Source organism: Methyloprofundus sp., assembly GCF_965251085.1.
Classification (GTDB): domain Bacteria; phylum Pseudomonadota; class Gammaproteobacteria; order Methylococcales; family Methylomonadaceae; genus Methyloprofundus.
Window position 1 is genome coordinate 2,861,407 of sequence record NZ_OZ252594.1, and the last position, 20,993, is coordinate 2,882,399.

Consider the following 20,993-nt stretch of genomic DNA (forward strand, 5'->3'; position numbering starts at 1 on the left):
ATTTGAATATAAAATATAATGATCATAACAACTTATCACCTGGTAGGTGAACAGACCCCGCTTCTCGGTCTTGTGAATAAATCTGAGCACGAAATTCTGCGTTACAGCTCTTGCCAAGGACTACGGCCATTGCCTGCGAGTTGTGCCTTGTCTTTCGCACTCAGATTTTCCACAAAACCGTGCTCAACTGCGATTTCTAGGTTTAACCAAGGTTAATATTATGTGTGGAATATGTGGATGTGGACAAACAGAGCAACAGCATGATCATAATCATGTGCACGCTCATAAGTACGATGCAGTGACGCCCGAACGTTTAATTAAAGTAGAACAAGCGCTGTTAAGTAAAAATAATAGCTATGCTGAACAAAATCGGGCCTATTTTCAGAAAAATAATATTTTCACCCTAAACCTGGTTTCCAGCCCTGGCGCAGGAAAAACAACCCTGCTCGTTGAAACCATTAAGCAGCTAAAGAAACAATTTCCTATTGCGGTAATTGAAGGAGATCAACAGACAGAACATGATGCCGATCGTATCCGGGCATCAGGCGCACCTGCCATACAGATTAATACCGGCCGGGCTTGCCATCTAGACGCACATGGTGTTGGCCATGCAGTCATGGACTTACAGCTACAGCCGAAAAGCCTACTGGCTATTGAAAATGTGGGCAACCTGGTTTGCCCGTCCTCGTTTGATTTAGGCGAGGCGCATAAAGTGGTGGTCTTATCCGTTACCGAAGGAGATGACAAACCCCTAAAATACCCAGATATGTTTCATGCGGCTGATTTAATGTTAATTAATAAAATCGATTTATTACCTTACGTTGATTTTGATGTAGAGCAATGCATACGCTATGCACAACAGGTGAATCCAGATATCAGCATTATTCAATTATCGGCGACCAAAGGCGATAATTTTTCTGAGTGGACGAATTGGTTAAAAGAAAATATCGCTGTATGAATTCCTTGATTTAAAAAGCAGGTTTTCGCATTGTAATCCGTACACTTAACGATAACGTCCTGAGAAAATTTACGAAAGCCATAGATTTTCCTGATTACGTATGACTCTCAACCATAGTAAAATAAAACATGAATAATCAGCATGTTAACAAACTCGTCATTCCCGAAGTTTTTTATCGGGAATCTATGCTTAACCCACTAGATTCCTGCTAGAAGCATGCAGGAATGACGAAGTATAGCTGAGACTTATGGGTAATCAGGTAGATTTTTGGCATAAAAAAAGACCTATATTTTCATATAAACCTTTGATTCAATTGGTCGACGACTGGATTCTAACTCACACCCCAGAGTAACAAAAGCACTTTTCACCCTGTTTCAATCAATAAAAAATGACGGCGTTCATATCTACATCTTGAACAGATTGAATGAATTTATCAGATTAGACTCATTTTATATTGAAGAAGGCTGCATAAATCTTCTTATATCTGGAGCCGAATAAGGAAGTGGAGTATATTAATAAAGTCCGCATAAATATGCGAGGGATGACCATGAATTATGAACTATCTATATTAGCTGCTATAACTCGCTTGGAGCACCCAAGCACAAAAAAAATCGTGATCGCAACAGGAATTTCTGAGCGAAAAGTTCAGAATGTCATCAAATCTTTGAGTAGTGACTTTCATATCAAAATTCTTCGTAAGAATATAGGGCGTAGTAATTACTTCGTTGTTAAAGACTGGGGCGTTTTTGAGTCTGGTAATGTTTTAAGGAAGAAACTTGATACGATAGAACTGAAAATAGACGGCGAACTTATGTCTCTATTAAAAAAATCTAAACCACTACTGCTTACCACTTTTTCGGAAAAACACGAATATTTTGAGAAAGTAAAAACTCATAACTTTAAAGAAAGTTTGAGGCTAGAAGGCTATTCTATAAATATTGAAGATTATCCTGTAGAAAAGCCCGAACGAAAGTTATTTCGAGAAGAATTAATAAAAAAATATTCCCAATATAAAGATCCAAATTTACCTAATAAGCTCAAAGCTTATGGTTGATAAGTATGGTGTTGATCAAGACCCATATACTTATAACGATTCAACTATCTTGATCAATAAGTTCAATATACGAGATGAGGCTATTCTAGAAGAGGCAGAAAAGGAGTTTACACTCATTGCTGCTATGGATATTGAGTTTCAGTCTCCACCATACGATTTTCAATACCTGTGTAATTTACATAAAAAATTATTTGGTGATCTATTTGAATGGGCTGGTGAATTAAGAGCAATCGATATATCAAAAGGGCAAACTAGATTCTGCAACTATAGATATATCGAAAAAGAGGCAAACTTAATATTTGCCAAACTTGCAAAGGAGAATTATTTGCTAGGACTCTCATTTCACCTTTTGATAGAAAGACTTGCTGAATATTATTGTGATATTAATGCACTTCATCCATTCAGAGAGGGCAACGGTAGAGCACAGCGTTTACTTTTTGAACATCTCGTTATTAATTGTGGATATAACATGAACTTTGAAACTATCGAAAGCAATGAGTGGGTTGATGCAAATATTCATGGATATCATTGTGACTATAGTTTGATGGGGGAAATATTAAAGAGATGTGTGATTATCCCAAAAAGAATGTAGAAAAATAGAGCACAAACACTATCAAACAAAAAGGCTCTGTCACCGTTAAGGAAAATAGGGGCTTTGATTTATGCAATAGAACTTAAAAATCAAGATTACTGAACTCCAAGGTTATCCCATTCCTTTTTAAAAATTATAAATCAAAGACCCCGTTGCTCACAACTCCCCGAAGAAGCTCTATGACACTTGTCATGCACCTCATAGAGTGCCAAAGGGAGCAATCTCGAATAAAATTACTTGTTTCAATGCCTGCTTTGGATCAGTCAATTTGTTAGGGAGTGCAAACAGCCTTTCCGTTTGCACTCCATTTGCTGATAAAAAAGGTGGGCAAAAAAAAATGCCCACCCTACCTAGCTGGTCTCTTGGGGAATCATAAACCAAAGCCCCCGCCGTTGACCCCGCCGTTGTGTGCTTAAAGAATATCCCTTATTATCCGCAAAAACCAGACTCACGATATATTATTGTTTTTATAAAAAGTGAACTTGGTTTTATGGGGTCGTTTACTTTAAATTCAGCAGAATACGAAGTTTATAAAGTTGTATTTGCACAAGCGAATTTTCAGACATTAGCACAGATTGTAAACGATATAGTGTTTAATCTAGATGAACCTAAGTTTAATTTTTTAGCTGAGGTTCTTTATGATGGCGAAAGCATTATCATTGATAACACTGAGTATGAAGGTAAACCAATTGCATTTGATATGTGGATTTACGATACCCAAATTGAAAAAAAAGTTTATGTGGGTAATTTTATGGAGGATTCTTCATTCAGCGATAGAGTAGGGGTCCCTGCTGATGAAGCTTATGGTTTTGTAGACAAGGCTAATGTACTCAAAAATAAATCAAAGTTGAGGAACCCTGAATACCAAGATCGCACTTAACGCGGGATAAATTGAAAACCTGTAGGGCGCGGCTTCAGCCCGCCTTTAGATGCTCTTTGGCATTAACGGGCTAAAGCCGCGCCCTACAATTATCGTTATGTACCGTCTTAAATGGCTAGTGTTGTACTAGCCCTGTTTAGTTATAAACTTATTCGGTCAGACTAAATAATACACACAAGTGGAAGAGAGCAATTAATGAACATCCTTTATATACATGGTTTTAAAAGCCAATTTAAAGAACAGTCAGCTAAAGTCCAGGCATTAAATAAGCTTGGTAAGGTATTCGGTGTAACACTGGACTACACCAATGCATTTAAGGAAATTAAGAATATCCTGCATAAATTTGTTTTGGATAAAGATATTGATCTTGTGGTTGGCACAAGTTTAGGGGGATATTATTCTTCGATTATAGGCGATGGATTCACTTTTACTGGTGATGCTTATACTTTAAAAAAGGAAACGATCACCACATACCCTGGCTTTGCTTTAGAGGGTTGCGGGCTTATTTTACTTGATCGTGGTGATAAGCTGATTAATTCCGAAGAAACGCTATCAACTCTTGAGAATTTCTATGGTACAAGAATATTTGAAGGAGGGAATCATCGGTTTGAGCATATAAATGAAAGTTTACGTGAGATAGAAGATTTTTTTGAACGACCTTCACTTGTTTATGGTTTTGGGGCTGATGATGATTAAGCTAGTTTCTCTGCTCCAGCGTGGGGAACGATGAAGATAAAGATTTGCTACAAATTTATGGCGGGACACCTGAAAATAGTGACTCAGGAGAAGATTATTATTTACCATGAAGGACATGAAGAAAATGAAGGGGTTAGGTTTTTTCTTCATTAGCTTCATGCTCTTCATGGTGAGTTGTGTCCCGCGTTAAGTGGGTAGCCGAATCATTCAAAAGGTTTCAATATGAAACCTTAGGTATATACTATACTAAGATTTATTGGATGAGGATTAAATCAATGTCAAAAGCAATAAAGTTATCAGAAAGTTTGATTAATGATGCGGTCATTAATGGCAAAGCACAACACCGAAGCGCTCCTAAACAAATCGAATATTGGGCCAGGATCGGAAAAATAGCAGATGAAAACCCCGATCTACCTCTGGCATTTATTAAAGGCATTTTAATCGGAATAGAAGAAAGTAAAGCGGGTGATGTCTCGGACTATCAGTTCGGATGAAAGTAAAGCAAACCAGTATCTTTAAACGTCGAGTAAAAAAGATGCACAACACTGAAAAGAAAGCGCTTGATAAGGCGGTTAAAGGGATTATCTCTGATCCATCTATTGGTGAAATGAAAACTGGAGATCTGAGTGGTATCCAGGTGTATAAATACAAACTAAATACCCAGCTATATCTTGTTGCTTATGAATATGTTGATGATGAGTTATTACTAACATTCATTGAGCATGGAACACATGAAAATTTTTACCGCGATCTAAAGCAGCAATAAACCCCAGCTTCAATAAATATGGCACTATTGCTTGGCTCGGTTGATATTGCTCATAAAGCTTGTCTGAAAGCCTTAATATATGTCATTTTCAAGATTTACCTTCATATTGGCAACTCATTGAGTAACAAAAATCATGGCTACTATTTTAATACGAGACATATTGAAAACTGTAGGGCGTGGCTTCAGCCCGCCTTTAGATGCTCTTTCGCATTGGCGGGCTAAAGTGTTAGTGCAGCCCTAAATTTCGCCTATCCTCTTTGTTCATAACAGACTGAAACAGGGAACCAAATATTGCGGGAGAAATCGCCGACCAGTCAAAATAGGCACATTCGATCAACTCATCTCTCAGGGCGGCATCAAATGATGGCATATCAATGCGTTCCAAAAACAAAAGACCGTTAACATAAGGGAGGGCATTTAAGTCTTCTGAAAGGTTTTTATTGCGTTTATTTACCGGGATATCCAGAACCTGAAACAGTTTTGCCAAATGCATTTCTGTATCAGAACCATCTTCTTTAGTGTAGTTTAGCAGGTAGTTGATCAGTTGGTGTCTGGGAAAAATTCCGGTATCTTCAGCAAATAAGCAGAATAATATCCGCACCAGTAAGATTTCTAATTGATGCTCTTGGTAACCACTTTCGAGTAGAGCATCATGAAACGCACCCAGCAATTCGGCTGCTTGAATGTTTAAGTCAATTTCTTCTATGCTATTGCTTATATCTTCATAGCCAGCGATAAAATCAAAAAAACCAAAAGCAAAAACCAAAAGGGTCAACCAAAAGCAACCAAAAGGGTCAGACTCGATTGAAAGAGTTATATTCTTCTTTCATTATGAGTCCTCTTATTGTCTTTGCTCATGAGCAGTTGCGACTCTTGCCGAAATACCAGAGTAAAAATAAACAGCTTTACCACAAGACGTTTTTAGCCACTGAACTGCAGGCATAAAAAAAGACCTATATTTTCATATAAGCCTTTGATTCAATTGGTCGGGACGATAGGATTCGAACCTACGACCCCCACACCCCCAGCGTGGTGCGCTACCAAACTGCGCTACGCCCCGACATTTTGAACTTTTTACTATTTAGAATGTCTAACGAACGTTAGCCATATAGATCAGTTGGACAAGTATATAGCAACTATCCAGCTTATCAATGATTATTTTAATATTTCTAAAATATCTTCCAGCTCGCCAATCATCTGATGGATAACCTGCTTGGTACGCCCTGAGTCGTCTTTAGCATCATCACTTTCCAAATGACTTCTAGCACCGCCTATCGTATAACCTTGTTCATATAACAAGGCTCTAATCTGACGAATCAGCATAACATCATTGCGTTGATAATAACGCCTGTTGCCACGCCTTTTAACGGGTTCTAGTTGCTCAAATTCCTGTTCCCAGTACCTTAATACATGCGGCTTAACACCACATAAGTCACTGACTTCTCCTATTGCAAAATAGCGTTTTGCAGGAATGGGGGGTAATTCGTTATTATTGCTTGGCTCCAACATAGGCTTCTACTCGCGATTTTAACTTCTGTCCGGTTCTAAAAGTAACGACCCTACGTGCTGATATAGGAATCTCTTCACCCGTCTTGGGGTTTCTTCCTGGGCGACTATTTTTGTCTCTTAATTCAAACTTACCAAAACCTGAGATTTTTACCTGCTCTCCCTGCTCAAGTGAAGTCTTAATTTCCTCAAAAAAAAGTTCAACCATTTCTTTCGCTTCGCGCTTATTTAAACCAATTTCATCAAATAATTTTTCTGCGAAATCTGCTTTAGTTACTGCCATTTATTCTAATCTCTCAATTTTGCACTTAATTTGTTAGATAAAGCGTCTAACACCCTGTTAACTATAGCATCAATTTCAGAATCTGTAAGAGTTTGTGTTGCATCTTGCATAATTAATGCTAACGCTATACTTTTATACCCTTGTTCAACGCCCTGTCCACGGTATATATCGAATACCATAACGTCCTGAATTAGTTTTTCCTGACAGCCATCGATGCACTTTTTAACTGTCTGAAAAGACACTTGTTCTTCCAATAATAGTGCTAGGTCACGACGTACCGATGGAAACTTAGACAAACTATTAAAAGCTGGAACTTTTCTGTCTAATAAAACTGTCTGAGATAGCTCAAACAAAAACACATTACTATCAAAGCCCAGTTGTTTTTCCAGCGTCGGATGCAACATACCTATCCAGCCCAAAGACTGCCCTTGCATAGTTTGAATTTCAGCACTTTGACCAGGATGCAATGCACTGTGTTTAGCGACTATAAACTGCACTTCACGCCCGGTCAAGGCACAGATTGCTTCTACATCTGCTTTTATATCGTAGAAATCAACTTTACGCGCTTTCTCTCCCCACTGCTCGGGGTTAGCTGAGCCTAATGCAATACCTGCCAGCATTTTTTCTTGCTGCGCAACATCGGTACCTAAAAAACGCTGCCCCGCTTCAAACAAACGCACTCGTGTATGCTGGCGCTTAGTGTTATATGCCGCTGCCTGTAACAAGCCACACCAAAGCGTGGTACGCATCACCGCAAGTTCTGATGAAATCGGATTTTGTAGTTTGATATAAGTATCATCAGGTACCAGTGTTTTTTGCAACTCTTCGTCTACAAAACTATAGGTAATCGCTTCCTGATAATCGCGCCCGACTAATAAATCTTTAATCTGATCAATTTCCAGAACTGCTTCTGGCGCCTGACTTAATGCTGAACGCATCAGTAAGCTAGATTGCGGCAAGTTGTTATAGCCATAGACACGACCTAATTCTTCTATTAAATCAGCTTCTATGGCGATATCAAAGCGAAAACCAGGAGGAGTTACCTGCCAGCCTTCGGCATCTTTCACAACTGCCATGCCTAAACGTTGCAAGATACCTTCAACTTCCGCTTCAGCAAGAGCGACACCTAGAATACGTTTAATTCTTTGTGCACGTAATGTAACCGCAGGGCGTTGCGGTAAATGTTCATCTACCGTGACTTCAGTAATAGCACCAACACTTCCACCTGCGATATCAACTATAAGCTGGGTAGCACGCTCTATAGCTCTGCTTTGTAGCTCAGCATCCACACCTCGTTCAAAACGATGTGAAGAGTCGGTATGCAAGCCATAATGCCGCGCTTTGCCCATCATAAAGCTGGGATTAAAAAAGGCACACTCCAGAAATATGTCTTTAGTATTATCTGCAACAGCTGACTCACTGCCGCCCATAACACCCGCTAAAGCTAATGCTTTTTCGCTATCTGCAATCACTAGCGTTTCTGTGTTCGCTTTAATTTCCTGATCATTTAATAAGCTGAATGTTTCATCAGCATGCGCTAGGCGCACTTCAATTCCGCCGGATAATTTCGCAGCATCGAAAGCATGCAAAGGCTGGCCCATTTCCAATAGCACATAATTTGTCACGTCAACAACAGGCCCTAAGCTTCTTAAACCTGAGCGACGCAAGCGCTCCTGCATCCATAAAGGCGTTTCAGCAGTTGGGTTAACCCCTTTAATTAATCGCCCCAAATAACGCGGACAGGCCTCTGGCGCACTGACTTTAACATTCAATTTATCTTGATGATCAACCGCTACGGGGCTGACAGCAGGCACTTTAAATTCAAGATCATTTAGTAGCGCAACCTCTCTGGCTATCCCTTCTACACTTAAGCAGTCCGCTCTATTTGGCGTTAGATCAACTTCAATTAACTGGTCGTTTAAGGATAAATACTCGCGTATATCTGTTCCTACTGGCGCATCTGCGGCTAATTCCATAAGCCCATCGGCGTCAGTGGCCAGACCTAGCTCTTTTTCTGAGCAGAGCATGCCGAAAGACTGTTCGCCACGTAATTTAGATTTTTTAATTTTAAAATTACCCGGTAATACTGCGCCAATTAAGGCTGCCGGTATTTTTAAACCTTCACGAACATTGCTTGCGCCACAAACAATTTGCAAGGGCTCACTTTCACCCACGGCGACATTGCAAATTCTTAATTTATCCGCATCAGGGTGCGCATCAACAGAGACCACTTCTCCAACGACAACACCACTAAATTCTGCTGCAGCTGGTTTAACGGAATCAACTTCCAGCCCTGCCATGGTGATCTGTTCGACCAGTGCCTGTGTATCTAACGCTGGATTGACTAATTCTCTTAACCAGGCTTCACTAAATTGCATTATTCAACCCTCCCTTAATTAAATTGCTCAAGAAATTTAAGATCGTTTTCAAAAAACAGTCTTAAATCATTTATGCCATAACGCAACATAGCCAATCGCTCGACGCCCATACCAAAGGCAAAACCGGTAAAATCTTCGGTATCGATATTGACGGCTTTAAATACTTCAGGATGAATCATGCCACAACCCATCACTTCTAACCAGCCGGTATGACTGCACACACGACAGCCTTTGCCGTCACACATCACACATTCGATATCAACTTCAGCGGAAGGCTCGGTAAACGGGAAATAAGAAGGTCTAAAACGTACCTGTATATCTTTTTCAAAAAAGGCTCTTAAAAATTCATAAACCACACCTTTTAAATCAGCAAAGCTGACATTTTCATCCACCAAAAAACCTTCTACCTGGTGGAACATAGGCGTATGTGTAACATCAGAATCACAGCGATAAACCCGTCCCGGTGCAATCACTTTAAGAGGCGGTTGATATTTTTCCATAGCACGCACTTGTACCGGTGAGGTATGCGTTCTTAATAAGGTATGTGCATCAAAATAAAAAGTGTCGTGCATCGCTCGTGCAGGATGATGTGAGGGAATATTCAGCGCTTCAAAATTGTGATAATCATCTTCAATTTCCGGCCCTTCTTCTACTTTGAAACCGACACTGGAGAAGATTTTAGATATCCGCCTTAAAGTAAGAGTGACCGGATGTAAGCCTGCGACAGACTGGCCTCTACCGGGCAAAGTCACATCGATGGTTTCACTTGCCAAACGCGCATCAAGTTCTGCTTGTTGCAAAGCATTGCGACGTTCTTCCAGAGTGTTTTGAAAATCGGCTTTAACATTATTGATCGCTTGACCCGCAGTGCGCCTTTGGTCTGGGTCTAGTTTACCTAGCTGCTTCATCTGTAGGGTGAAAGCACCTTTCTTACCCAGATATTGCACACGGATTTGATCTAATGTTTGTAAATCATTTGCTGCTTCAAGCTCCTGTAGGGCTTGTGCAAGAATTTCTTCGAGGGTCGCTGACACGGATCTTTCGCTTATAGTAAAGGGGGGGATAAGGGGTGAAACATGTACGAAATAATTAAAGATTATTTGCCATCAACATTTTTTCTTAGCAAAAATTTATAAGCAAGTAAAAATACATTTAAACCTACATCTTGTTTTATTTCGTGCATATTCCGTAGCAAAAAAAAGGGCTTTTCAGCCCTTTCTTCAAACCTTGCAAAAGGAATAACTGTCGTTATTCTCTATAGCGAGCTTTGATTTGCTTTAGCAATTTTTGCAATTTCAGCAAAAGCATCCATATCGCGCACTGCGATATCAGCTAATACTTTACGGTCAATTGCTACATTTGCTTTTGTTAAGCCATTAATTAAGCGGCTATAAGAAATGTCGCATAGACGCGCAGCTGCATTGATACGCACAATCCATAAAGCACGGAAAGTACGTTTTTTGTTTTTACGGTCGCGATAAGCATATTGACCTGCTTTGATTACCGCTTGCTTAGCAACACGATAAACACGGCTACGAGCTCCGTAATAGCCTTTCGCTTGCTTTAAAATCTTTTTATGTCTTGCTCTGGCTGTTACACCACGTTTTACTCTGGCCATTCTCTTTTCCTAAAAAATTAGCTATAAGGTAACAAACGTGCAGTCATACGCACATCTGATGGATGAAGAGTAGCCGCTTTACGCAACTGTCTTTTTCTCTTAGTCGATTTTTTAGTCAAAATATGGCGACGGTGTGACGCTCCACATTTAAAACCGCCATTTGCTGTACGCTTAAAGCGTTTAGCAGCACCACTATGGCTTTTCATTTTTGGCATTTATTTTCTCCGATTAATATAAAAATAACACGTCCCTGTTATAAAAACCCAGCAAGGCAAAATGCACTGGCCCGACTGAATTGATAACACTACTGTTCCTACAGTAGCAACAATTAAAATTTGTCTTCCACCCTTTATTCCTAAAGATAAAAGTGGGTGTAGGTTGGATTGGGTTAGCTTATCTGCGAAACGCTGATAACGTAAGCCAACATTTGCACATCATGCAAATCTCTGTTGGGTTACGTTTTTATTGCTTTGCAAAAAAATCTAACCCAACCTACACTTTATAAATTTATTTTTTCTTTCTAGGCCCTAGAACCATAACCATCTGGCGACCTTCCATTTTAGGAAATTGCTCAACAGCTGCCAGTTCTTCCAGGTCTTTTTCCACTCGCTTAAGCAGGTTCATGCCAATTTCCCTGTGCGCCATTTCTCTACCTCTGAAACGTACAGTAATCTTGGTTTTATTGCCTTCTTCAAGAAATTTGGTCAAATTACGCAACTTAACATTGTAATCCCCAATATCAGTTCCAGGTCTAAATTTGATTTCTTTAACCTGAATCTGCTTTTGTTTTTTCTTGGCTATCGCCATCTTTTTATTCTGATCGAATAAAAATTTGCCGTAATCCATAATTTTACAAACTGGCGGATCAGCATTCGGTGAAACCTCTACCAAATCCATATTTGCTTCGGCAGCCAATTGTTTTGCTTCACTCAGCGAAACAACACCACCCTGCCCTTCTGGCAAACCTGAAACTCTGACACGTCTTGCAGTAATTGCATCATTTAAACGTGTTGCATCTTTTTTAGAAGCGATACCCTATTCCTCCAGTTACTAAATTACTTTCTTTGCTCAATCTCTTGCCTCAGTCGCTGTACAAAACTATCCACCGAAAAACCACCCAGATCATCGCCTTTCTGTGATCTTACTGTCACAGTTTGATCTTCTAATTCTTTATCACCAATAATTAGCAGATAAGGGACTCTTTGCATAGAATGCTCGCGAATTTTAAAGCCTATTTTCTCATTTCTCAAGTCTATTTTTGCTCTAAAGCCTTGTTTTTTCAATTCAGCATGCACTTGTTCTGCATATTCATCATGGCGACTAGCAATATTTAGCACCACAACTTGATCAGGGGAAAGCCATAAAGGCATAGTTCCCGCGTGTTGTTCAATTAAAATACCGATAAACCGTTCCAAGGAACCTAAGATGGCTCGATGTAACATTACTGGCACTTGCTTAGAACCATCTTCGGCAATAAAACTGGCATCAAGGCGGTCTGGCATGGAAAAATCCACCTGAATGGTTCCGCACTGCCAGACACGCTCTAAACAATCTTTTAATGAGAATTCTATTTTAGGCCCATAAAAAGCACCTTCACCTGGCTGCAATTCCCAGTCCAGACCTTTCTTATCCAGAGCAAGCTCTAAAGCCTTTTCTGCTTTATCCCAGACCTCATCAGAACCCACTCGTTTGTCAGGTCGCGTGGACAATTTAATTAATACATCTTCAAAGCCAAAATCCTTATATACTTCAAATAATAAATCGATAAAAGTCGACACTTCATCTTGCACCTGGCTTTCTGTACAGAAAATATGTGCATCATCTTGAACAAAATTGCGTACCCGCATTAAGCCATGCAAAGTTCCTGATGGCTCATTACGATGACAAGAGCCAAACTCAGCCATACGTAAAGGTAAATCTTTATAACTCTTTAAGCCTTGATTATAAATCTGCACATGACACGGGCAGTTCATCGGCTTAATGGCATAATCACGATGCTCGGAATGAGTGGTGAAAATCATGTCACCAAATTTATCCCAGTGTCCTGATTTCTCCCATAAGCTACGATCGACAAGCTGCGGCGTCTTTACTTCGCCATAACCATGCACGCGCAATTTATCACGTATATATTGCTCAATCTGCTGATATATTATCCAGCCTTTCTCATGCCAGAACACCATGCCCGGCGCTTCTTCCTGAGTATGGAAAAAATTTAAAGTTTTCGCTAGCTTACGATGATCGCGCTTTTCTGCTTCTTCTAAACGATGCAGATAAGCCTTAAGTTCTTTTTTATCATTCCATGCTGTACCGTAAATACGCTGCAACATTTCGTTATCTGAATTACCGCGCCAATAGGCTCCGGCAATTTTCATTAATTTAAAGGCCTTTAACTTACTGGTACTCGGCACATGCGGCCCACGGCAAAGATCAGTAAAATCACCTTGTGTATACAAAGATAAATCTTCATTACTAGGAATCGACTCGATAATTTCCGCTTTATAAAGCTCGCCTAAATCACGAAAAAACTTAACTGCCTCATCACGAGAAACCACAGAACGCGTAACTTCCAGATTACTGGCAACCAGGCGTTGCATTTCTTTTTCTATTTTCTTGATGTCCTCAGGTGTAAAGGGACGTTCAAAAGAAAAATCATAATAAAAGCCATTTTCGATAACCGGACCTATGGTTACCTGCGCTTCTGGAAAAGTTCGCTTAACCGCCTGCGCCAGTAAGTGTGCGGTAGAGTGACGTATAACTTCAATACCATCATCATCTTTAGCCGTAACAATTTGCAACTCTGCATTATCATTGATCACGGTGCTGGCATCTACTAGCTGACCATCAACTCTACCTGCCAAGGTCGCCTTTGCCAGGCCAGAGCCGATAGATTGTGCGACTTGCATAACAGTCACAGCTTCATCAAACTCACGTTTTGAACCATCAGGCAAGGTAATTACAGGCATACAATCTTTTCTCAGGCATATAAAATAAAAAAGCATTGCTTAAGCAATGCCTATCTCTCCCGGCCTCCAATAGCCGAAAGATAGTTAATCGGCAAATTATACTCGTAATTTAATATCTTTGTATACATATACTTAAGTGTTTTTATTAACTTAGGCACCAGGAAATAAATAAGCGACCAATATTTGGACAGGAGTTTTGTTTGTCATTAGTGCTGTAGAAGTAGGCGCATAGCTGGCTACGTAACTATTACTACAGTGCTAATGACGGACAAAAAGACCTGCAAAGTTCAGACCACCTGAACTCTAGCCCATGTTCAGTCGTTTTTCGCTCAAAAACCACTAACAGGTCTATTTTAATAGGATAAAAAAATAAAAACCTAATCATTACAAACATTTGCATTTCCAAGCAAAGCGTAGTGCCATAACATAACAAAAATAGTTGCATTCACTTGATTTTTATGGAAAAATTCAAGTATGTATATCCGATGCACAACGCTCCGAACCAAGGCAACTGGCGAGACCTACAAAACGTTTCGGCTAGTCGAATCCGTGCGGCTTGATGGCAAAGTCAAACAACACACCCTGCTTAACCTTGGCCGTTACTTTGATGTACCCAAGTCCCAGTGGAAATCACTATCAAGTCGTATTGATCAATTACTTACTGCACAGACTGACTGGCTTACCATTGATCTAGAAGAAACACTCGAAACACTGGCTCAATGTTATGCCGCCCAAATCATCGCATCTCGCAGTACAGATATAAATAACGACGTACAATTTGAGACAGTCGATATCAGCAATATAGAACTTGTGCGCCCGCGCCGTGTTGGGGTTGAGCAAATCGCATTACACGCTGTCAAGCAGTTAACACTGGATGACAAGTTGAAATCACTGGGTTTTAATCAACATCAGCTTGCCGCTTCCCTCGGCACTATCATTGCCCGGATGGCCTCGCCTGCAAGCGAATTAGCCACACATGGCTGGCTACAGACCACCAGTGCGCTGGGTGAGTTAATCGACTATGACTTCGAAGACATGGGGCTGGATCGTCTGTATCAGGTATCCGACCAATTATGGAAACACCGGGAAGCCATTGAAACCCATTTATATCAGCAAGAACGGGATCTGTTCAGCTTCAGTGAAACTATCACGCGTTATGATCTGACAAATACCTTCTTTGAAGGCGAAGCCAAAACAAACCCAGCCGCCCAAAGAGGCCGCTCCAAGGAAAAGCGCAGTGACTGTCCCCTGGTTACATTAGGGCTGGTGCTTGATGGCAGTGGCTTTCCACGTAAAATCCAGATCTTCCCAGGTAATGCAAGTGAACCACAAACCCTGCAAACCATACTTGAAGGACTGGAAGGGCGAACAGGATCCACTGTGATACTTGATGCAGGCATTGCCAGTGAAGAAAACATCCAGTATCTCATTGAGCATGGCTTTCACTATATTGTTGTCTCACGCAAACGCAAGCGGGATTTCGATGAAGAAAAGGCAACTCTGATCAAAGATATTCCGGGGCAACGCGTAAAAGTTCAAAAAGTGACTGTAGAAGAGACCGGAGAAATTGAACTGTACTGTCACTCGCAACTCAGGGAAAAGAAAGAACAAGCCATGCAGGATAGTTTTTCAGAAAAATATGAAACCGCACTCAACAGCCTGCATGCTGGATTGAGCAAAAAAGGAACCACAAAAAATTATACAAAAGTGTTAGAACGGCTGGGACGCATAAAGGAAAAATACGCGCGTGCAGCACAGCACTATGAAGTAACGGTCGTACCTGATGATGAAGGAGACAAGGCCAACTCAATCAGCTGGAAGCGTGTGGAAAAAGCCAACTCGCAGGCAACCCACCCCGGTGTCTATTGCTTACGCACCAACCTGACCGACTGGAATGAAGAAACGCTCTGGCGCACCTACACCATGCTAACCGATCTAGAAAGTGTTTTTCGCAGTCTGAAAAGTGAACTCGGGCTACGCCCTATCTACCATCGAAAAGAAGAACGGGTTAATGGGCATATCTTTATCACTCTCATTGCCTATCATCTCGTCCAGACCCTTCGTTATCAACTCAAGACTGAACATATTAATGATAGCTGGCAAACAATTCGACGGATCATGGAAAACCAGCAGCGCATTACTGTTATTTTACGGCGAGAAGACGGGAAGACGATTCATTTAAGGAAAGCAACGAATGCAGAGCCACGACAATCCGTCATTTATAAAGCGCTAGAAATATCAGCACAACCAGGGGGTGTTAAAAAAACAGTGATTTAGCCGAATTCAAAATAAAAAATCTGTAGTGCCAACAGCAAGGCCTGATTGTGTGTATCTAATTGTTTTTAAATGATTTGTTGTCACTGAAATCGAAAGATGGGCTAGGATAATAACTTGATGCCAATGATTGATATGTAGGTTGGCGCTGAGCTCGCGAAGCCCAACAATCACTGTGCAATATCATGTTGGGCTTCGCATGCTCAGCGCCAACCTTGCACTTTAGTATCATCTAATTATCTTGTGAAAACGGTAAGCTTTTGATTTCTTTATGTCGAGATCAGGAGTTCTGAAGTTGGATAATTATTTGTTTCCAGGTGCCTTAGGCTGTGCTAAATGGGAATAATACTAAATAAGCAGCACTGCGTAAGTACGCTAACAAAAGGGAGGAGTAAATAAGCCTTAGCTTTTTGTGTATCAGTAATTGTACTGCCTTATCCTAGAAAAATCAGTTGGGCGCGGAATAATAGTGCAAGATATTAAATTAATGTAACACTTTCAAAGGTTTTAGCTTCACCTGTGGGTTAATCGGGCATTTTTTGGAAGTGCTGTTGAATCAAAAGCCTGTGCAAGAAACCGTGAGCAGCTGATTTTTCTAGGTTTATATATAAGTCATAAATAAAGCATAATCTTGCAAATAGACCTGTAGTTTCTATAACGGTATCTCCAGAACTACTTTAATCCTCCTTACAACTTGCACATAAACCATGCAACTCCAAAGTTAAGCAATGAGGTTGAAATTGCACTGCTTCACTTAGTGCAAACAAGCTCTCATAAACTGCTGTCGCATCTATTTCATAAGCATTCTTACATTGATCACAAATTAAAATGGCCGACTTATGCTGGGTTTCAGCTTGCAAACAACCAATAAAGGCATTCAGCGATTCGATCTTATGTACCAGACCCGCTGTGATTAAAAAATCCAAAGCACGGTATATAGTCACCGGCTTTGCTTTTGGGTCTTGTTCGCGCAACAAATCCAGTAACTCGTATGCGCCAATGGCTTTATGATTAGCACAAATAAGCTCCAGCACTTGCTTTCTTAATGCGGTCAGGCGCACACCCTTTGTTAAGCAAATTTGCTCTGCTGTCTGCAATGCATGATCGATACAGCCACGGTGATTATGTCCGCCCTGCAAAGCTGTATCGTCGATATTTTTTTTCATATTAAAAACTCATCCTCAATCCCAGTTCCACGCCACGCCCTGGTTCTGGCGCATAGTCTTTAAGAAATGAGGTTGAATTACGTATCGTTTCATTAAGCAAGTTATTCCCTTTTACAAACACCAGCAGGTCATATTTTTCTGCCAGCTGTACGTTATAAGAAACATTGGCGGCCAACAATATATAGCCTGGTGTGGGTGTTTCATTCTCGCCGACATGCTTTTGCGCTTCTGCTCGCGTTAATCTTAAGCCTGCGGAAAAAGCATCATAGCCGAAATAATCAAACTGAAAACCATAACGCAGCGGTGGCATACGCGGCACATTTCCCCCGGCGACTAACTCACCACGTACAAAGTCGCTAAATAAGGTCAGCTCAAATTGATTCTCCACACCTTCCCATAAGGGAATTCCCAGCTCAGCTTCATAACCATAGAAGCGCGCATTATTCTGCTTCGCCTGATAGACAGGCAAACAATCCTCATCAGCATTGCAGACTGCAACGAAATTTTCATTATCCAGATCAAACCAATAGCCGGTGTTTTCTTGCAGAATATAATTATCGCTCCAGTTATGAAACAAATTCAACTCAGTGCTAAACCACTCATATTCTGCGCTAAAGCTCAGCTCAAGATTATAGGAGGTTTCTACCTGCAAATTCTCATCGCCCAATTCATAGCTTTGCGCTGCAAAATGCACCCCGTCAGCAAACAATTCAGGTACATCTGGTGCACGCTGAGAAAAGGTAAAAGCCAAACTAGTAAATATATTATCGGTGGCAGTCCATAGCGTCGATAATGAAGCACTTACCGGCGTATGTTGTTTACGCGCAAAACCTTCTGCATCAATTTGTTGATGCTCCACGCGTAAACCGAATTCATACGCAAGATTTCCAGCATGTATATCCTCGACCATAAACACCGCATAATTTGCCGTTTCAGACGGTGGGACAAACGCTTCCACACCCGTGGCAACCTGATCTTTACTGATTGCCTGAAAGCCAAATGCGCCATGATCTATAAATCCGAGTTGTTTATGCACTAATTCCGCACGCCCTTCTATACCTTGGTTATCAAATTGCGTACCGACAGTGATACCATCCTCTAATTCAACATGCTGGTAGTCGTTATATCCAAAGCGCAATTTCAAAGTTTCCACCCAGGAAAAAGGCTCATAAAACTCCGCCTTAGCATCATAACGGGTTTGCTTTAAATCGATACGCACCAGCTCATCGACGGGTGGTACACCATAATTATTATCCAGATAATTCACTGAAAAACCGAGCATTCCCCAGTTATCTATCCACGATGCGCCGACCGTCCCACTCCAACTTTCTGCATCGGTATTCGGCACATAACCCAATCCATTCGAGTCAACAGGCACATGATAATCATCACTCGTACGATAAAAGCCGTCAATATGCCAGGCAAAATTATCCAGGCCACCATCATGCTTTAAAACACTACTCCATTGATCTGAGACTGAGTTATAGCGCTGTTCAAAAGCCAGTTCTGCCGATTCAGGCACGTACATGGGAATCCGGTTATCGATGACATTAACAATACCGCCAATGGCACCACTACCATAGAGCAAACTGGCTGGCCCACGTAACACTTCAATGCGTTCGGCTAACAAAGCCTCGGTGCTGTTGGCATGATCAGGGCTGGTGCCCGACAAATCCAGACTGCTCAAGCCATTTTGCAAGACCTGTACTCTGGGTCCTGTTTGCCCCCTTATCACGGGCTGGCCAACATTAGAACCGAAAGACATGCTATGTATACCCAGCTCACCCTTCAGGGTTTCGCCAATGGTTGTCGCCTGCTTTTGCGCTAAATCATCACCCGCAAGAATATTAACCGGATGCACTGTTTCTGCAGCTTTTTTATGTAAAGGCGCGGAAATAATGACCGGCTCTAATTCCTGTATTTCCTCTGCCATGACAACACATGGAACAAAAAGAATTAATAAATAACAACACTGTCTAAAAAACATTAGGCTCAAGCATAATAGCGAAACAAAATGATATGTTATATTATAACATTTACTGTGTCTATATTTACTTTGTCAAGGCTGTTTGATTACCCTCAGAACACCTGACCTCGACATAAAGAAATCAAAAGCTTACCGTTTTCATAAGGTAATTAGATGACACTAAAGCGTGTAGGTTGGCGCTGAGTATACGAAGCCCAACATGATATTGCACAGTGATTGTTGGGCTTCGTATACTCAGCGCCAACCTACCTGTTAATCATTGGTATCAAGTTATTATCCAAGAGTTCAGGTGAGCTCGAATTTATAGTGCAAGATATTGAATTAATATAATACTTTCAAAAAATCTTAGATTCAACCCATAGCTTAAGCGGGCATTTTTTAGAAATGCGGTGGAATCAAGAGCTTGAGCTAGAAACTGTGAGCAACTGATTTTTCTAGGATTATAAGCCACACTTTATTTGGGCGAGATAAGCCCTTTGATAACAACGTTTTTCCACTTATTAATCTCTATACTTCCTGACCAGCACACCAGCCAGATGCCCAGGCCCACTGAAAATTATAGCCCCCCAGCCAACCACTAACATCCAGCGCTTCACCCACAAAATAAAGCCCCGGCACCTGATTCGCCTGCAACGTTTTAGATGATATGGCATGACAATCCACTCCACCCAGCGTCACTTCAGCCGTACGATAGCCTTCAGTGCCATTAGGCTTAACGATCCATTGGTTAAATAGCTCAGCGATGGCCTGGATTTGCTTATGGGATAAATCCAGCAAAGACAGCTCAAGTAATACTGCTGGCAAAAAGGTTGCTACCAATCGCTTTGCCAGGAATTGCGCCAGGTAATTTTTAACTTTCAGCTTAATTTTTTGTTGTTGCGCTTGTAACAGCTGCTGCAAATCCATCTCAGGTAACAAGTTTATTGTTAATTCTTCACCTTCCTGCCAATATGAAGACATTTGCAAAGCCACAGGGCCACTTAATCCACGGTGTGTAAACAGCAGGTTTTCAGTAAAACTTTGCCGCTCATTACCAATAGTGGCTTGTAGTGCCAAGCCCGAAAGCGCAGAAAACTTTTCCTTATCTTCAACATGCAGTGTAAAAGGCACCAGCCCTGCCCTGGTAGGCTGTACTTTAATGCCAAATTGCTCAGCAACTTTATAGGCAAATGGCGTCGCGCCCATCTTAGGAATTGATAAACCGCCCGTGGCGATCACTAAAGACTGGCAGGAAATTTCTTGTCGGTTAGTTTTCACTTTAAACCCTAACTCACCCTGTCGTTGAATATTTTGAATTTGAGTATTTAACTGGATATTCGCAGCAACTTTTTCACATTCGCCTAATAGCAGGTTTAATATATCCCGCGCACTTTCATTACAAAACAACTGCCCGTGTTCCCGCTCGTGATAGGGAATATTTTGTGCATGAATCATTTCCAGAAAATCCCATTGAGTAAACCTGCTCAAAGCTGATTTACAAAAGTGCGCATTTTCCGATACAAAATGCTCTGCTTCAACGCTGTAATTAGTGAAATTACAACGCCCACCGCCTGACATAAGAATTTTCTTTCCCGGTTTATTCGCATGCTCCAAAACCAGCACCTTACGCTGCCGCTTACCTGCTTCTATTGCGCACATCAGGCCCGACGCTCCGGCACCAATAATTATTACATCTACTTCAAGCATATTAATTTCAAATATAAGACAAATGATAAAAACTTACCTGGTTACGTACAACTCTCAGCCATAGTAGAATAAAGCATGAAACATCAGCATGTTAAAAACTTCGTCATTCCCGAAGTCTACCCAGTCAAGCGTGGGCACAAGCTTTATCGGGAATCTATGCTTATCCGACTAGATTCCTGCTTAAAG

20 protein-coding genes and 1 tRNA gene are annotated in these 20,993 nt (G+C 41.0%); 8 read left to right on the forward strand and 13 right to left on the reverse strand.

Annotated features, from left to right (window positions below; genetic code table 11):
* Nucleotides 1-220: 220 nt before the first annotated feature.
* The 7 genes from hypB (at nucleotide 221) to ACQY3F_RS13340 (ending at nucleotide 4,946) form a co-directional block, all read left to right on the forward strand.
* Nucleotides 221-958: a hydrogenase nickel incorporation protein HypB gene (gene hypB / locus ACQY3F_RS13310; protein ID WP_428355364.1), complete on the forward strand. Its 738-nt coding sequence runs from the start codon at nucleotides 221-223 to the stop codon at nucleotides 956-958.
* Between the two features lie 547 nt (nucleotides 959-1,505).
* Entirely contained in the window at nucleotides 1,506-2,012 is a 507-nt protein-coding gene (locus ACQY3F_RS13315; protein WP_428355365.1) for a YhfG family protein, read from the forward strand.
* The gene (locus ACQY3F_RS13320; RefSeq protein ID WP_428355367.1) at nucleotides 2,005-2,604 is read left to right on the forward strand and encodes a putative adenosine monophosphate-protein transferase Fic; all 600 of its coding nucleotides are present in this window, start codon (nucleotides 2,005-2,007) and stop codon (nucleotides 2,602-2,604) included. Before ACQY3F_RS13315 ends, ACQY3F_RS13320 begins: the two co-directional genes overlap by 8 nt.
* A gap of 406 nt (nucleotides 2,605-3,010) precedes the next feature.
* Complete coding sequence (locus tag ACQY3F_RS13325; protein WP_428355368.1) at nucleotides 3,011-3,484, forward strand: hypothetical protein; 474 nt, start codon at nucleotides 3,011-3,013, stop codon at nucleotides 3,482-3,484.
* Between the two features lie 195 nt (nucleotides 3,485-3,679).
* Nucleotides 3,680-4,180 (forward strand): YqiA/YcfP family alpha/beta fold hydrolase, encoded by a 501-nt coding sequence (locus ACQY3F_RS13330; protein WP_428355369.1) that lies wholly within the window; start codon nucleotides 3,680-3,682, stop codon nucleotides 4,178-4,180.
* A 275-nt stretch (nucleotides 4,181-4,455) separates the two neighbouring features.
* A complete protein-coding gene (locus ACQY3F_RS13335; RefSeq protein ID WP_428355370.1) occupies nucleotides 4,456-4,674 on the forward strand; it encodes a TA system antitoxin ParD family protein in 219 nt (72 codons plus the stop codon).
* Nucleotides 4,671-4,946 (forward strand): type II toxin-antitoxin system RelE/ParE family toxin, encoded by a 276-nt coding sequence (locus ACQY3F_RS13340; RefSeq protein WP_428355371.1) that lies wholly within the window; start codon nucleotides 4,671-4,673, stop codon nucleotides 4,944-4,946. Before ACQY3F_RS13335 ends, ACQY3F_RS13340 begins: the two co-directional genes overlap by 4 nt.
* Nucleotides 4,947-5,172: 226 nt before the next feature.
* Here ACQY3F_RS13340 and ACQY3F_RS13345 read toward each other — a convergent pair whose 3' ends face one another.
* The 10 genes from ACQY3F_RS13345 to thrS all read right to left on the reverse strand — a co-directional run bounded on the left by ACQY3F_RS13345 (nucleotide 5,173) and on the right by thrS (nucleotide 13,694).
* The gene (locus ACQY3F_RS13345; RefSeq protein WP_428355372.1) at nucleotides 5,173-5,721 is read right to left on the reverse strand and encodes a type IIL restriction-modification enzyme MmeI; all 549 of its coding nucleotides are present in this window, start codon (nucleotides 5,719-5,721) and stop codon (nucleotides 5,173-5,175) included.
* A 208-nt stretch (nucleotides 5,722-5,929) separates the two neighbouring features.
* Nucleotides 5,930-6,006 (reverse strand) — tRNA-Pro (locus ACQY3F_RS13350).
* A 95-nt stretch (nucleotides 6,007-6,101) separates the two neighbouring features.
* A complete protein-coding gene (locus tag ACQY3F_RS13355; protein WP_428355373.1) occupies nucleotides 6,102-6,455 on the reverse strand; it encodes a MerR family transcriptional regulator in 354 nt (117 codons plus the stop codon).
* On the reverse strand, nucleotides 6,436-6,735 hold the full coding sequence (gene ihfA, locus ACQY3F_RS13360) for an integration host factor subunit alpha (protein WP_428355375.1): 300 nt from the start codon (nucleotides 6,733-6,735) through the stop codon (nucleotides 6,436-6,438). The genes ACQY3F_RS13355 and ihfA overlap by 20 nt, the downstream gene beginning before the upstream one ends.
* A 5-nt stretch (nucleotides 6,736-6,740) precedes the next feature.
* Nucleotides 6,741-9,113 carry a phenylalanine--tRNA ligase subunit beta gene (gene pheT / locus ACQY3F_RS13365; protein WP_428355376.1) on the reverse strand — a complete coding sequence of 791 codons (2,373 nt, stop codon included), beginning with the start codon at nucleotides 9,111-9,113 and terminating at the stop codon, nucleotides 6,741-6,743.
* A 14-nt stretch (nucleotides 9,114-9,127) separates the two neighbouring features.
* Nucleotides 9,128-10,147, reverse strand: coding sequence for a phenylalanine--tRNA ligase subunit alpha (pheS, locus tag ACQY3F_RS13370; protein ID WP_428355377.1), 1,020 nt, complete (start codon nucleotides 10,145-10,147; stop codon nucleotides 9,128-9,130).
* A gap of 221 nt (nucleotides 10,148-10,368) precedes the next feature.
* On the reverse strand, nucleotides 10,369-10,731 hold the full coding sequence (gene rplT, locus ACQY3F_RS13375; protein ID WP_428355379.1) for a 50S ribosomal protein L20: 363 nt from the start codon (nucleotides 10,729-10,731) through the stop codon (nucleotides 10,369-10,371).
* 17 nt (nucleotides 10,732-10,748) lie between these two features.
* On the reverse strand, nucleotides 10,749-10,946 hold the full coding sequence (rpmI, locus tag ACQY3F_RS13380) for a 50S ribosomal protein L35 (RefSeq protein ID WP_428355380.1): 198 nt from the start codon (nucleotides 10,944-10,946) through the stop codon (nucleotides 10,749-10,751).
* Nucleotides 10,947-11,238: 292 nt separating this feature from the next.
* A complete protein-coding gene (gene infC / locus ACQY3F_RS13385) occupies nucleotides 11,239-11,763 on the reverse strand; it encodes a translation initiation factor IF-3 (protein ID WP_428357687.1) in 525 nt (174 codons plus the stop codon).
* A 23-nt stretch (nucleotides 11,764-11,786) separates the two neighbouring features.
* A complete protein-coding gene (thrS, locus tag ACQY3F_RS13390) occupies nucleotides 11,787-13,694 on the reverse strand; it encodes a threonine--tRNA ligase (RefSeq protein ID WP_428355381.1) in 1,908 nt (635 codons plus the stop codon).
* 474 nt (nucleotides 13,695-14,168) lie between these two features.
* Here thrS and ACQY3F_RS13395 point away from each other — a divergent pair, with 474 nt between their 5' ends.
* On the forward strand, nucleotides 14,169-15,971 hold the full coding sequence (locus ACQY3F_RS13395) for an IS1634 family transposase (RefSeq protein ID WP_428355383.1): 1,803 nt from the start codon (nucleotides 14,169-14,171) through the stop codon (nucleotides 15,969-15,971).
* 674 nt (nucleotides 15,972-16,645) lie between these two features.
* On the opposite strand, the gene ACQY3F_RS13400 is transcribed toward ACQY3F_RS13395, so the two are convergent.
* The 3 genes from ACQY3F_RS13400 to ACQY3F_RS13410 form a co-directional block, all read right to left on the reverse strand.
* A complete protein-coding gene (locus ACQY3F_RS13400) occupies nucleotides 16,646-17,134 on the reverse strand; it encodes a transcriptional repressor (RefSeq protein WP_428355385.1) in 489 nt (162 codons plus the stop codon).
* 1 nt (nucleotide 17,135) lies between these two features.
* Nucleotides 17,136-19,067, reverse strand: a complete 1,932-nt coding sequence (locus ACQY3F_RS13405) for a TonB-dependent receptor (protein ID WP_428355386.1) — start codon at nucleotides 19,065-19,067, stop codon at nucleotides 17,136-17,138.
* Nucleotides 19,068-19,628: 561 nt separating this feature from the next.
* Complete coding sequence (locus ACQY3F_RS13410) at nucleotides 19,629-20,807, reverse strand: NAD(P)/FAD-dependent oxidoreductase (RefSeq protein ID WP_428355388.1); 1,179 nt, start codon at nucleotides 20,805-20,807, stop codon at nucleotides 19,629-19,631.
* Nucleotides 20,808-20,993 lie beyond the last annotated feature (186 nt).